Genomic DNA, 13,356 nt, shown 5'->3' on the forward strand with positions numbered 1-13,356 from the left:
CGGGTCTGGGGTTTCATAGTCTTTTTGGCCTCCAGCGCCCGCCACATAAGCGGTAGCAGCTATGAAAATCGTAGTGCTTGGCGCCGGTGCCTGGGGTACGGCCGTGGCCATCGCCGCAGCCTTGCACCCGGGCGGCCACGACGTGCAGCTGTGGGCGCGCGATGCGCAGCAGGCCCAGGCCATGCAGTCCGCACGCGCCAATGCCCGCTACCTGCGCGACCTGTCCTTTCCTCCTTCCCTGCATGTCGCTTCGGGCGATGCGTCGGCGCTGGTGCGCCAAGCCGATTTGGTCATCCTGGGCACACCCATGTCCGCGCTGCGCGGCATGCTGCAGACGCTGCATGGATGCAGCGCCCCCGTGGCCTGGCTGTGCAAGGGCTTCGAGGCCGGTACCGGTCTGATGGCCCACGAGGTCTGCGCCCAGGTGGCGCCACAGCTGGCCAGCGGCGCCTTCAGCGGTCCCAGCTTCGCGCAGGAGGTGGCGCTGGCCCAGCCGACGGCGCTGGTCGCCGCCAGCCGCAATGCGCGCGTGCGTGAGGCGCTGGTGGCCGGCTTTCATGGCCCCGCACTGCGCGTCTATGCCAGCGATGACATCGTGGGCGTGGAAGTAGGTGGCGCCGTGAAGAACGTGCTGGCCATCGCCACCGGCCTGTGCGACGGCCTGCACCTGGGCCTGAACGCGCGCGCCGCGCTGGTCACGCGCGGCTTGGCGGAGATGACCCGCCTGGGCCTGGCGCTGGGCGCACGGGCCGAAACGTTCATGGGACTGTCGGGACTGGGGGATCTGGTTTTGACGGCCACTGGTGACCTGTCGCGCAACCGCCGCATCGGCCTGCTGCTGGCCGAGGGCAAAACGTTGGAGCAGGCGGTCGACTCACTGGGCCATGTGGCCGAGGGCGTGTACAGCGCCCGCACCGTGGTGCAACGCGCTCGGGTCCTGGGGGTGGAAATGCCGATCGCCGAATGTGTGGTGGCCCTGCTGGCGGGACAGCTGCGGGCCGAGGAGGTGGTGGCGCTGCTGATGGAGCGCGACCCCCGGCCGGAGACGCAGTAGCGCGGTGGGCGGCGCCGCTGCGCTCCGGGCCAGGTGCTTACAGCACACCGAACAGCATCAGCAGCAGCACGATGGACAGGGGGACGCCGAGCAGCCAGAGAATGATGGGCATGGAAAACTCCTTTGATTTGCTGGTGGTTAGGAGGCTCCAACCTTACGCAGCCCTCTGTGGCAGCCCTGTCCGTCGAAGCTCATGCGCCGCGTAGGCCTGGGTTGACGCGGCGTGTGGCCTTTTCCCCGGCCTGTGCCCGGCAGCCAGGCACGCCAAAGCCGCTATTCAAAGAATAGCGGCTAGCGCTTGACTGATAAGGGCTGGAGCCCGATCGGGCTTGAAACTACAGGAAGCACTCGCGCCGAAACAGCTGCGTGGCGCGCAGGCCCACAGGCGTCCAGTGCTCGCCGGGGCCCATGGCCCGCACCAGCGCGGCGCGGCGCTCGGCGCCCTGCAGGGTGCGCAGCGCTTCTTCAAAGGCCGGCACGTCTGAATCCAGTGGAGTGCGGACGCTGTCCGCCTGCGGCGTCACGCCAGCCCCACGCGCCTTGGCGGCCCGCGCAAGGGCACGAAAACTCGGCCGGCGGCGCGGCGACTGGTTGGCGGCGCCGCGCTCGTCCCAGGCCTGGCCGTCGGCGGCATCTTCGCCGCGCAGCCAGTCATGGATAACCTGCAGCTCATACGGGCTGAACACGCCGAACATCTCGGCGTGCTCGCCCTGCAGCAGCTGCCAGAAGCGGCTCTGGTGCGCCGGCGCGCCCGGGCGCACCCAGCCGGCGTCGGCCAGCGCCTGCAGGAAGGCGGGCATCTGCTGCGGATCGGCCAGCCAGTCGTTCACGCTGCGCCCGGCCACGCGGCAGTAGTTGGAATGCGCGCCGTGCCCGGCCGGCGCCTTGTCCTGCAGGATGCGCAGCACCTCGGCGCCAATGTCGAAGTCCGCGATCACCTGTGTGGTGCCCACGCCGGCGTCGGCCAGGCGCGCGCCGGCGCGCACGCGCTGCCAGAAGGCATCCGGGTCGCCACGGCGCGGCAGCAGGCCCAGCACGGCGTCGCAGGCCTGGCGGGCATGACCGCTGTGGCCGTTGTCCACCGTCACGTGCAGGGTGAAGTAGTAGGGGTCGATGCCCAGCTCGTTCAGCTCGTAGCTGGTGATGAGCAGGTGCAGCGGCAGCTGCTCGTAGGCCAGGTTGAAGCCAATGACTTCGGGCAGAAAGTCCGCGGCGTTCCAGGCCAGGCACAGCTGGATCAGACCCTGCTCGTACAGCGCATCGGGCAGGCTGCCGTCGTCTTCGGCGGCGATGCCGTGCTGCGCCAGCAGGCGGCGGTACAGCAGCACGTGGTTCTTGTCAGCGGCGCCGTCGCCCAGCTCTTCCAGGTAGGTCGTGACCAGCGGGGCCAGGCGCACATTGGCCGCGTGCTCGGCCAGGCCGTACAGCCAGGAGCCGTCGACCAGCTTGGTGGGGGCCACGGCGCGCAGAAAGTGCAGCGCGTGCGCACGGCTGCTGAAATAGCGCCGCGCGCCGCCGTCCTGTCGCTCGGCCAGGTAAGCGGCGTAGTCGCGAGCGACGTGGGCGGCGCCGGCATCGCGCCAGGCATGCAGATCCTGCGGCGTCTCGGGCAGGTCACCCGGCCGGCTGGCCGATTCGAGCAGCTTGCGGCGCAGGTAGTGCGCGGCGCGGGTGCGGGTGTCCGCATCCGGCGAGCCCTGCTGCAGGGCGTGGTAGAGGGCGCGCGGGGCACTGGAGCATCGCAGGCGCGGCGCGGTGGCGTGGGGCGTTGCCAGGGCGGGGGAGGAAGACATGTCTGGGCGGGCGCGAAGGCGCCATGTGTAGTGCGATGCCCCCATGCTCGGCGCAGCGTGCCCGGCCGGCTATCAATGCGTGCCGTGCATGCCGGTCGGCGCCCTCCTACCCGTGTCGGCGTCGGCGCGCACCCGCTCGCCGGGCCTGTCCGACGCGGGTGGTCAAATCTCCAGGGTGTCGATCAGCCGCATGCGGGCCCAACACCGGCCGTGCCCGGAGCGACCGAATCGGTCACGTCAAGGCTTTGAGCTTGGCGGGGCTGCAGAAAAAATACCCACGAATCCGTGGGCCGTGCTGCAGCCAACGGCCGCGTGCGCGATGCGGCTATGCTTCGCGCCCCATGAAGACGCCCTTTGGACCGCTTGCGGACGCCCGCGTTCTGCATGCGCCCAGGCAAGCGTGCATGGAGGGCGAGGGCTCCTGCGGCAGGGTGCCCGGCTTGATTGGCACCGCACATGGAGGCGGTCTAACGACTGGATTCACATCCATATTGATAGCTGCCAGCGCTTGATCCATAAAGGCTGGAGGCCGATTTGACTCATAAAACCACCACGGCACTGATCGACTTCTCCGACCCATGGGACGCCTCGGCCCCGCGCCTGCGCCATGCCTTCGGCGCGCCGCTGCGGGTGCTGCAGGCCCTGCGGCCTGACGAGGTGCCGGCCGTGCTGGACGCCGTGGAGCAGGCGGCCCGCGCCGGCCTGTGGTGCGTGGGCGGGCTGCGCTACGAGGCGGCGCCGGCCTTTGACGCAGCGCTGGCCGTGCACGGGCAGCCGGCCGGCGATGCGGCGCCGCTGGCCTGGTTCGCCGTCCACGCCGCCCCGCAGCCCCGGCCGCAGGACGAAGCAGATGACGCGCAGGACGCTCCTCGCATCGTCTGGGAAGCGCCGCTGCCGCGCCCGGCCTTCGACGAGGCGCTGGCCCGCATCCAGCAGGGCATCGCCGAGGGCAGGTACTACCAGGTCAACTACACGGCTCCGCTCACCGGTCGTTTCACAGGCGCGGCGCAGGCGCTGTTCGCCGCCCTGCAGCGCGCCCAGCCGGGCGGCTACGCGGCCTGGATGGACATGGGCGCGGCGCAGGCGCTGTCGGTCTCGCCCGAGCTGTTCTTCGACTGGCGCGCCGGCGCAGACGGCCGCGGCGCCATCCTCACCCGGCCCATGAAGGGCACGGCCGCGCGCGGCGCCACGCCCGAGGAGGATGCGGCGCGCGAGCAGCAGCTGCGTGCGTCCCCGAAGGAGCGTGCCGAGAACGTGATGATCGTGGACCTGCTGCGCAACGACCTCTCGCGCGTCGCCCAGCCGGGCAGCGTGCAGGTGCCGCGCCTGCTGCACACCCAGGCCCTGCCGACGGTGTGGCAGATGACGTCGGACGTGCGGGCCGAGACGCGCTCCGGCACGCGGCTGGCCCACGTCTTCGCGGCACTGTTTCCCTGCGGCTCGGTCACCGGCGCGCCCAAGGTCGAGGCCATGCGCGCCATCCGCGCGCTGGAGGCCGGCCCGCGCGGCATCTACTGCGGCGCGCTGGGCGTGGTGCGGCCCGATCCCGAGGGCGGCGCAGGCGCCATCGCCGCCACCTTCAACGTGCCCATCCGCACGCTGGAGCTGCACGGCGACCAGGTGCGCTGCGGCATCGGCAGCGGCATCGTCTGGGGGGCGCAGGCCCCTCAAGAATGGCGCGAGTGGGCGGCCAAGCGCGCCTTTGTGGAGCGCGCCAGCGAGCCCTTCGACCTGCTGGAAACCCTGGCGCTGGTGGACGGCCGCCTGCGCCACCGCGCCGAGCACCTGGCGCGCCTGCGGCAGGGCGCGGCGCACTTCGGCTACCCCTGGGATGCGCACACGCTGGACGAGTGCCTGGACGACCTCGTCCGCACGCACAGTGCCGGCCAATGGCGTGTGCGCATGCTGCTGGACGCCCGGGGCCGCCCGCGGGCCGAGGCCTTTCCGCTGGCGCCCACGGCCGGGCCCGTGGTGCTGGCGCTGGCCGACCGGCCCTTTGCCGCGGCGCATGGCGAATTCGTGCGCCACAAGACCACGCGCCGCGCCCACTACGCGGCGTTCGCGCCGCAGCCGGGCAGCGGCGTATTCGACACCGTGCTCTACAACGAGGCCGGCGAGATCACCGAGACCACCTTCGGCAACCTCGCCGCGCTGCTGGACGGCCGCTGGATCACCCCGCCCCTGGCCTGCGGCCTGTTGCCCGGCGTGGGCCGCGCCGCGCTGCTGCGCGAGGGCCGGGTGGAAGAGGGTGTGCTGCGCCTGCAGGACGTGGCGCGGGTGCAGGCCTGGGCCTTCGTCAACAGCCTGCGCGGCTGGCTGCCGGCGCGGCTGGACGGACAGCCGCGGCGGCCGACGCCTGATTGCTCCTGAAATAGGAGCTGGTTGCGCTTATCAGAAAAGGGCTGAGGCCGATTTCGGTGTTGAGAATCGCGCAGCGTCCGGTGCTGTGGAATCCCGGGTGTGCCGCGCGCTTGCTGGACACTCAGAACGCCGGAATCTGCCAGCGGTCCTGGTCCTTCTGCGTCAGCTCGCGGGCGTAGATGTAGTGGTAGTTGCCGGGCACAGGCTGAGACAAATCGGGCTTGCCGGCCTTCGACGGCCGTCTTGCCACGTAGGAGGGCTGGGATTTATTGGCCAGGTCGAAGACGCGATAGCCCTGATGCACGTAGGCCATGTGCAGGCAGGTGCCCCGCGAGCTCTCCCTGAGACACGTGTGCAGTTGGACATCCTCATTGAGCAAAAAAATCGCGTCCTTGCCAGTGCCCTTGAGGTACTCCGGGGCGCCCGCGGCGACTACCGCCTCGCCGATCGCCTGGTTGCGGCTCTTGGCGTAGTCCAGGAAATCCCGGTACAGCCACTGCGTCGCTTTCTGCCCCGTGGCATTGCTGATGCCGGCCTGCTGTTCGTAGTACTTGGTCGTCGGCATGAACCACTCGACTCCGCCCAAGCGAAACTGCCGCAGATGTTCCAGGCGCTTTTCCGCCGGGCCATAGCCCTGCACGCCCGAATAGACGATGCGATGCGTCTTGCCGATGAACATGCGCTCGTGGTCCAGGCGCTGCGGCCACGTCTTCAGGTACTGCTTGCGGCGCTCGCCGAACTCCTCGGCTTTGGTGGCCAAGTTTTCGCTGAGGTCCTGCGGCGCTTCAGGGTCGGCCACCTCCAGCCCTCGGTAGTAGTTGGCATACAGCAGGTACAGGGCGCCGTTGAGCGCGTCGTAGTAGTCCAGGAAGGTCAGGATGCGCTCCTGGTGACGCCAGGAATAGAACTTTTGCGAGGGCTCGGACCACACCAGGTCCATGAAGTCCTCGGCCAGGGGTCTGTCTGAGCCACCACCGAGCAACGCGGAGGAAAAGACTCCCGTGTTGTTCAACAGTCCCTCGACGATGTTGTTGAATTCCCGTGCAGCCTGCCGGCGGCTGCCCTCGTTCTTGTAGCCGGCTATCGCTTCCAGCAGGCTCTGGGCAGTGCGTATCTTTCCCGCGAAGTGTTCCAGATCACGCGTGCGCTGGCGCAGATGACCTTCGCGGATCATCTGCTGGGTGTTGTCCATGGCCGATTTCAGGGCGTCGAGCTTGCGGTTGATCTGCTGCAGTTGTGCGAGCACCCTGGCGTCGGAGCCAAAGCCCAGCGAGGCCAGCACGGCGCCGATGTCCGAATCGCTGCCGGCTGCCTTGTTCAGCGCTGCCTTGGCAGCCGCCGCGGCGATGTCGCCGGCGAACGGCAGGCCCTGTAGCCGCGGTGGATCGTCCCAGGCAGGCTCGTTCATGGCGCGCACGAAGCGGTGCCGCGCCTGAGGCTCGGCCACGATCTGTGAGGCCAGGCGGTCCAGGTATGCGTCCATGGTCAGCCCGCTGTCCACCTGCGCCTGCCGCAGCGCGGCATGGTCGAACACCGTGACGTCCGCGAAGCTGCTGTCGTCGGAAATCTCAGCGCCCAGTTCCAGGCTGGCGGCGACCTGTGCCCGGGCTTGGTCCAGTGGCAGGCGCGCCAGCCGGCGCACGCGGTCCACCAGGGTCGAGACGGCGTTGACCTGCAGGACCGTTTGCGACGGGTCGGCCGCTTCCGTGTACGCCGACAGCAGCCCCCATAGGGCGCCTTGCGCGTCGATCCCCTGCGCCGTGACGCGCACGGCGGAGTGAGGCGGCAGGTCGGCGGGAATGCTGAACAGGCCCGTTTCGGTCGCCGTGCCGGCGCCGGCAGCCTGGCCGGCCCCCGTGCGCGCGTCGACGCTTTCGACCTGCACCGTGGCACCCGCCAGCACGTCGGTGGTCTGTACGCGCCCGATCAGCGAGGTGCGCTCGACGGCAGGGGTTTCTTCGGCACCGCCGCCTCCGCCGCAGGCGACCAGCAGCAGGCTGCACAGGCAGGCCAGCGCCGGCCAGCGCCAGCGCAGCAGGGCAACAAGGAGAGGCGGCGGATACAGTGCAAAGCGGGAGAGGGATGTCATGACGCAGCAGGAGGGGTTGTGAAACACAGCAAATGAAGGGACACGAGCAAGCACGGCACGGCCGCGACAACACTTGGTTACGATAGGCAAAACGTCGCCCGGGTGCTAGCGCAGGCGTCCCAGCGGCCATACCGTCCGTCCCATTGCGGCGCAAGGCCCGCCCTGGCGCGACAAACGGCCCGAACGTCCTGCTGCTGTCTGCCCGAGACCTGCCCATGCCCCCTGACCACCCCGCGCACCGCGCCGCAGAGATGCTGCACACCCGTTACAGCACGTCGCACACCTGCGGCGCCCGCCGCTTCGAAGGCTGGCGCGAGGCCATGGGCGCGCTGATCGACGTCCATCCGTGCGGCAGCGCCGAGGCCTTTGTCGGCTCGGTGAGTGCCTACGCCGTGCCGCTGGCGACCGGCGCCGAGGCGCGCATCGTGTTCAGCGACTGCCGCAGCGCCGCCATCACGCTGGACCGCAGCGCTGCGCGCATCGCCCGCGACGGGCTGGGGCACTACGCTTTCCAGGTGCTGTGCCAGGGCGGGGCCAGCCACCAGCGGCTGCGCGGGCGCGAGTGCCACACCGAGGCCGGCGGCCTGGTGGCGCTGGACATGCGCCAGCCCTTTCACATCCGCCGGGCCGACTACCACGCCCTGGCGCTGTTCGTGCCGCGCTGTGCGGTGGAGGCCCAGGTGCCTGACCCGGAGCTGCTGCACGGCCGCACGGTGCCCGCCCACTCGCCTCTGGTGGGTCTTGCGCGCGAGTACCTGCAGGCGCTGGCCGGGCGCGCCGGCAGCCTTGCTCCGCACCAGCTGCAGGCCGCCCTGCAAGCCGCGCTGCAGTTGCTGCTGGCCGCGCTCGACTGCGGACGCGAGGAGGGCGGAGCGCACCGCCAGGCAGCCCTGCTGGACAAGGCCAGAGCCTGCGTCGACCAGCACCTGGAACAGCACGGGCTGGATGCCGACTTCCTGGCCGCGCGGCTGTGCGTGTCGCGCTCGGCGCTGTACCGGCTGTTTGCGCCTTATGGGGGCGTGATGGCCTACCTGCGCGCGCGCCGCCTGCGCCATGCCCTGGTGGCGTTGCAGCGCGGCGACGACCGCACTGTGACCACGCTGGCGCACGATCTCGGCTTTGGCAGCGCCTCCGATTTCTCACGGGCGTTTCGCCGGCGCTACGGCATCAGCCCGTCGCGGCTGCACGCCGGCGGACCGGCTGGGCGCGCGGTCAGCCCCTTTCCGTACGCCGCGGTCATGCGGCCCCTGGCCACTGTTGCGGCTTCGTAGGGACAACGAGCTGCCGCCGCCTCAGGTGGCGCGGGTTCGCGGCCCGGCAGAGCCAAAAAAAAGGGGGGCGGAAAGGAGAAGGAGTCGAACCTTCCGACCACGCGTGGCGCAGTCCACCGGGTTTGAAGCCCGGGCGCCCCACCAGGGACGCTTCCCTTCCTCAGGAGAAGATGCCTGCGCCGCAAGGCCGGGCGCAGGCGTGGATGGTACAGCCTCCTACCCCTGCTGCTGGCCGAACAGGGCCGTGTCCGGGCGCAGCAGGTGCGCGTCCTTCACGCGGCGGGTAAAGCCCACGCGGTTGAAGAACTCCAGCACCTGGATGGCGCGCTTGCGGCCCAGGCCGGTGGCGTCGCGGAAGGTGGCGGCGTTCAGGCCGCCGTCCGCCTCCTGACAAGCACGCGCCAGGACGGCCAGGCGCTCCAGGGTGGGCAGCGGGTAGTACAGGTCCTTGACCACCTGGAACGCCTGGCCGCGCCGCGCCAGGCTGGCCAGCGTCTGGCGCACCAGGGCCTCGGGCGCGGACAGGTCGGCGGCCAGGGTGCGCACCCAGGGCGGGTCGAAGCCGCCGTCCAGCAGCCGAGGCAGCAACTGTTCGGCCAGGGCCTGCTCGGCGGCGTTCAGCCGCGCGGCATGTTCGGGCAGGTGCAGCCAGTGGCCGGTGCGCGCCACCGCGCCGGTGGCCAGGAGGTGCTGCACCACGTAATGCCACAGCGCGTCGCTCGCGCGGGGGGCGGCCAGGCGGCGCAGGCGGCGCGCGTCCGGGCCGATCTCGTCCGGATTGCCGGTGTGAAAGGCGCGCAGCCGCTCCAGCGCCAGCGTGCACAGGCCCTGCAGAGCGGCCGGCGACAGCGCCAGGGCGCCTCCATCAATGAGCAGCGCCTCGGGCGGCAGGGGCAGGGCGGCTGCGTCGGCCAGGCCTTCGGCGCGGGCGGTCTCCGCCAGCGGCAGGCCCAGGGGCGCGTGCTGCAGCAGCGCGGCGATGCGCTCGGCCCGCCTGGGCAGGGCCAGCGCGGCCAGCTGGGCCAGGCGTTCGGGCGTGCGGCGCCAGCGCTGGGGCGCGAAGGGGTCGAGCACGCGCACGCCCGCCAGGGTGCGGGTGGCCGAGGCGTCGCGCAGCACGCCGCGGTCGCCATGCCAGGCGGCCACGCTGGCGTGCAGCACCAGCTGGGCCAGGGCGGTACCGCCGGGCAGCAGCTGGTCCTGCTGCAGCAGCACGATGGAGCCGACCACGTCGCTGGTGCCCAGGTGCACGTGCACGGGCGTGCCCGAGCGCAGGGCGTGTTCCTCGTGCGGCCACAGCTGGCATTGCACGTCGATGCGGGTGGTGGCCAGGGCGACGCTGGGCGTGCAGGCCCAGTGGCCGCGGTGCACCTCGTCCTTGGCCACGCCGGCCAGGGCCAGGGCGCAGCGCTGGCCGGCGCGGGCCGACTCGGCGGGCTGGTTGTGCGCGTGGATGCCGCGCACGCGTACGCTGCGCGGCGCGCCGCCGGGCCCGGGCGTGATGCTGAGCTCGTCGCCCACGCGCACCTGGCCGCTGGCGACGGTGCCGGTGACCACCGTGCCCACGCCGGCCAGGGTGAAGGCGCGGTCGATGGGCAGCCGCAGGGCCTGGGCGCCGGCGCTGCCCTGCGGCGCGCGGGCGGCGGCCTGCAGGTGGGCGCGCAGCGCCTCCACGCCCTCGCCGGTAGTGGCGGAGACGTCGAACAGCGGCGCCTGGGCCAGCGCGGTGCCGGCCAGCAGGGCGCGTACCTGGCGATGCACCTCGTCCAGGCGGGCGGCGCGCGCGGCGGGCTCCAGCCGGTCGATCTTGGTGACGGCCACCGTCGCCTGGGTGACGCCCAGCAGGGCCACCACGGCCAGGTGCTCGCGCGTCTGCGGCATGACGCCGTCGTCGGCCGCCACGACGAGCAGGGCGTGGGCGACGCCGGTGGCGCCGGCCAGCATGGTGTGCAGCAGCCGCTCGTGGCCGGGCACGTCGACGAAGCCCAGCGACGGGGCGCCGTCCTCGTCCTGCAGGTAGGCGTAGCCCAGCTCGATGGAGATGCCGCGGCGCCGCTCCTCGGGCAGGCGGGTGGTCTCCACGCCGGTGAGGGCGCGCACCAGCGAGGTCTTGCCGTGGTCGATGTGGCCGGCGGTGCCGATGATCATGGTGGGCGGGAAAGACTATGATTTTGATAGCTGCCAGCGCTTGTGCCATAAGCGATGTAGGCCGATTTGGCTCGTATTCATGCCGCGCCCGGCGGCTGCGCCAGCAGGGCCAGCTGGGCGGTGAACGCGGGCGTCTCGTGCGCCTGCAGGCAGCGCAGATCCAGCCACAGCGCGCCGCCCTCGATACGGCCGATGACGGGGCGGGGCAGGGCGCGCAGCGCGCCTTCCAGCTGCGCCAACAGGCGGCCTCCGCGCTTGGCGTTGACGGGCTGCACGGCCAGCGCCCAGCTGGGCAGGATGCCTTCGGGCAGGGCTCCGCTGCCGATCTGGCTGAAGCAGGGCGCGGTGCGCACGCTGTAGCCGGCGCCCACGGCGGCCTGCAGCGGCGCCAGCAGGTCCTGGGCCTGGGCCTGCATGTCGGCCTGGGCGCGGGTGAGCAGGTGCAGGGTGGTCAGCCGCTCGGGCAGGCGCTCGGGCGCCAGGTACAGGCGCAGCACCGGCTCCAGCGCCGCCAGGGTGAGCTTGCCCACGCGTAGGGCGCGCTTGAGCGGGTTTTTCTTGATCTTGGCGATGAGGTCGCGGCGCCCGACGATCAGGCCGGCCTGCGGGCCGCCCAGCAGCTTGTCGCCGCTGAAGGTGACGATGTCGGCGCCCGCGGCGACCACTTCGCGCACGGTGGGCTCGTGCGGCAGGCCCCACTGCGCCAGGTCCACCAGCGTGCCCGAGCCCAGGTCGACTGCCAGCGGCAGGCCGCGGGCGTGGGCGATGGCGGCGACCTCGGCCTCGCCCACGCTTTTGGTGAAGCCGGTGACGGCGTAGTTGCTGCAGTGCACCTTCATCAAGAGGGCGGTGCGAGCGCCGATGGCGTCTTCGTAGTCGCGCGGATGGGTGCGGTTGGTGGTGCCCACCTCGACCAGCCGGGTGCCAGCGCGGGCCATGATGTCCGGGATGCGGAAGGCGCCGCCGATCTCCACCAGCTCGCCGCGCGAGACGACAACCTCGCGGCGCGCGGCCAGGGCGTTCAACGTCAGCAGCACGGCCGCGGCGTTGTTGTTGACGATGGTGGCGGCCTCGGCGCCGGTCAGCTCGCGCAGCAGATCCTCCACCAGGTCGTCGCGGTCGCCCCGCCCGCCGGTGGACAGGTCGTATTCCAGGTTGGCCGGGGTGGTCAGGGCCTGCACGACGGCCTGCACGGCGGTGTCGGGCAGCAGGGCGCGGCCCAGGTTGGTGTGCAGCACCGTGCCAGTCAGGTTGAACACGGCCTTCAGGCGCGAGGCCTGGCGCTGCGCCAGCGCCGCCTGGGCCTGGGCGGCCACGGCCTCGGGCGCCAGCGCCTCCTGCGCCAGTTCGCCGGCCAGGGCCGCCGGGCGCAGCGCGTCGATGGCGGCGCGCACGGCGGCGGTGGTGGCGCTGGCGCCGTGCTCCTGCGCCAGGCTGCGCGCCAGCGGGGTGGACAGCACGCGGTCCACGCCCGGCAGGCGCGCGGCGGGCGTAGTGGCGCCGGCGGCTATCACGGCAGCGGGTCGGCCGAGGGGTCGGCGTCCGACAGCGGCAGCAGCGGGTTCATGCTGGCGCGGGCGTAGTCGGTCTCGCCCATCAGCAGGTCCAGCATCAGTGTGGCCAGGTCGTCGGCCAGGGGCTCGGCCAGCGGGTCTTTTTCCTGGTTCACCAGCTTGCGGTAGGTGTGGCAGCCGTCGCAGGTTTCGGCCAGCACGGTCTGGTCGGCCTGGGCCGCGCCGGGCTCCAGCTGCTCCAGACCCTGATAGCGGATGCCCTGGGTGGATTCGCAGTGGCTGCACTTGACGCGCACCATGTGCCATTCGGTGGCGCAGGTGCCGCAGTGCAGATAGCGCAGGCCGCTGGCCTGGCCGCCGATGCGCAGCACGCTGGCCACGGGCGCCGTGGCGCACACGGGGCAGATGGTGGCCGGCTCGGTGTAGGGGATGTCGGCCTCGCGCAGGCGGCTGGCGCGGTGCGCGAAGACCACCTGCAGCGCCGCCATGACCAGGGGCGCGGCCGCCAGGTCTTCGCCCTCGCTCAGCAGGCCGACCAGCACGCGCCGCGCCAGCGTGTCGCGCTCCTCGCGGCCCAGGGTGCGCAGGCGCTCCAGCACCGGCGCCAGGGCCTCGGGCAGGGCGGGCGCGGCGGCGCAGGCCTGCACCAGCTGGTCCAGCACCGCGTGCCAGGCCGGATCGACGTGGCTGGCGGCGGGCAGCAGCGGCATGGAGTGCTCCTGCGCGCGGGCAATCAGCTCGGCATCGGGCGCGGCCGTCTGCACGCTGGCCGCGGCGTGCTGCTGGGCGCGCGCCAGGTGCGACAGGAAGCGCAAGTAGTCGCCAATGGGGTTGCCCTCGGCCTTCTGCGCCAGCCGCGCGGCGCGCTCGGCGAACAGGCTGGCCGGCTGCGGCAGGCGCACCCGCGGCGGGCTGGTGCGGTCCAGGGCTTCGATGTCGCCCGGCTGCAAGATTCGTTGCATGGAAAAACAGCTCCAAAAATGAAACCGCCGCCGGTCGGCACAGGCCGGCGGCGGCGGGGACAAGGGTAGCAGCTAGGGCTCGCTAAAAGCAGACACGTCTTGTTCGGACGCTGTCCCAAGCCAGCAGGCGCCGCGGATCGGGCTTTGCCCGGCCGCTGGCGTCG

8 protein-coding genes and 1 tRNA gene are annotated in these 13,356 nt (G+C 71.7%); 3 read left to right on the forward strand and 6 right to left on the reverse strand.

All coding sequences use genetic code 11. The annotated features are described in order from the left end of the window. Nucleotides 1-61: 61 nt before the first annotated feature. Nucleotides 62-1,054: an NAD(P)H-dependent glycerol-3-phosphate dehydrogenase gene (locus RT282_RS15950; protein WP_313315876.1), complete on the forward strand. Its 993-nt coding sequence runs from the start codon at nt 62-64 to the stop codon at nt 1,052-1,054. Nucleotides 1,055-1,389: 335 nt separating this feature from the next. On the opposite strand, the gene RT282_RS15955 is transcribed toward RT282_RS15950, so the two are convergent. Next, a complete protein-coding gene (locus tag RT282_RS15955) occupies nt 1,390-2,847 on the reverse strand; it encodes an iron-containing redox enzyme family protein (protein WP_313315878.1) in 1,458 nt (485 codons plus the stop codon). Between the two features lie 534 nt (nt 2,848-3,381). Here RT282_RS15955 and RT282_RS15960 point away from each other — a divergent pair. Further along, nucleotides 3,382-5,217 carry a chorismate-binding protein gene (locus RT282_RS15960; protein WP_313315879.1) on the forward strand — a complete coding sequence of 612 codons (1,836 nt, stop codon included), beginning with the start codon at nt 3,382-3,384 and terminating at the stop codon, nt 5,215-5,217. A gap of 112 nt (nt 5,218-5,329) precedes the next feature. Here RT282_RS15960 and RT282_RS15965 read toward each other — a convergent pair whose 3' ends face one another. After that, a complete protein-coding gene (locus RT282_RS15965) occupies nt 5,330-7,297 on the reverse strand; it encodes a hypothetical protein (RefSeq protein ID WP_313315881.1) in 1,968 nt (655 codons plus the stop codon). A gap of 215 nt (nt 7,298-7,512) precedes the next feature. Here RT282_RS15965 and RT282_RS15970 point away from each other — a divergent pair, with 215 nt between their 5' ends. Next, entirely contained in the window at nt 7,513-8,568 is a 1,056-nt protein-coding gene (locus RT282_RS15970; protein ID WP_313315883.1) for an AraC family transcriptional regulator, read from the forward strand. A gap of 68 nt (nt 8,569-8,636) precedes the next feature. Here RT282_RS15970 and RT282_RS15975 read toward each other — a convergent pair. The 4 genes from RT282_RS15975 to fdhE form a co-directional block, all read right to left on the reverse strand. Beyond that, a tRNA-Sec gene (locus RT282_RS15975) sits at nt 8,637-8,728 on the reverse strand. Between the two features lie 56 nt (nt 8,729-8,784). Next, nucleotides 8,785-10,716 (reverse strand): selenocysteine-specific translation elongation factor, encoded by a 1,932-nt coding sequence (gene selB, locus RT282_RS15980; protein ID WP_313315884.1) that lies wholly within the window; start codon nt 10,714-10,716, stop codon nt 8,785-8,787. 77 nt (nt 10,717-10,793) lie between these two features. Beyond that, nucleotides 10,794-12,230 carry an L-seryl-tRNA(Sec) selenium transferase gene (gene selA, locus RT282_RS15985; protein ID WP_313315885.1) on the reverse strand — a complete coding sequence of 479 codons (1,437 nt, stop codon included), beginning with the start codon at nt 12,228-12,230 and terminating at the stop codon, nt 10,794-10,796. Then, nucleotides 12,227-13,192 carry a formate dehydrogenase accessory protein FdhE gene (gene fdhE, locus RT282_RS15990; RefSeq protein ID WP_312304716.1) on the reverse strand — a complete coding sequence of 322 codons (966 nt, stop codon included), beginning with the start codon at nt 13,190-13,192 and terminating at the stop codon, nt 12,227-12,229. The genes selA and fdhE overlap by 4 nt, the downstream gene beginning before the upstream one ends. Between the last annotated feature and the right edge of the window lie 164 nt (nt 13,193-13,356).

It is taken from the genome of Pulveribacter sp. (assembly GCF_032079985.1).
GTDB lineage: Bacteria > Pseudomonadota > Gammaproteobacteria > Burkholderiales > Burkholderiaceae_C > Melaminivora.

Bases quoted from the DNA above. Each gene is read 5' to 3' on its own strand.
- RT282_RS15950 (WP_313315876.1), top strand. From the start codon at position 62: ATGAAAATCGTAGTGCTTGGCGCCGGTGCCTGGGGTACGGCCGTGGCC.
- RT282_RS15955 (WP_313315878.1), bottom strand. From the start codon at position 2,847: ATGTCTTCCTCCCCCGCCCTGGCAACGCCCCACGCCACCGCGCCGCGC.
- RT282_RS15965 (WP_313315881.1), bottom strand. From the start codon at position 7,297: ATGACATCCCTCTCCCGCTTTGCACTGTATCCGCCGCCTCTCCTTGTT.
- RT282_RS15970 (WP_313315883.1), top strand. From the start codon at position 7,513: ATGCCCCCTGACCACCCCGCGCACCGCGCCGCAGAGATGCTGCACACC.
- selB (WP_313315884.1), bottom strand. From the start codon at position 10,716: ATGATCATCGGCACCGCCGGCCACATCGACCACGGCAAGACCTCGCTG.
- fdhE (WP_312304716.1), bottom strand. From the start codon at position 13,192: ATGCAACGAATCTTGCAGCCGGGCGACATCGAAGCCCTGGACCGCACC.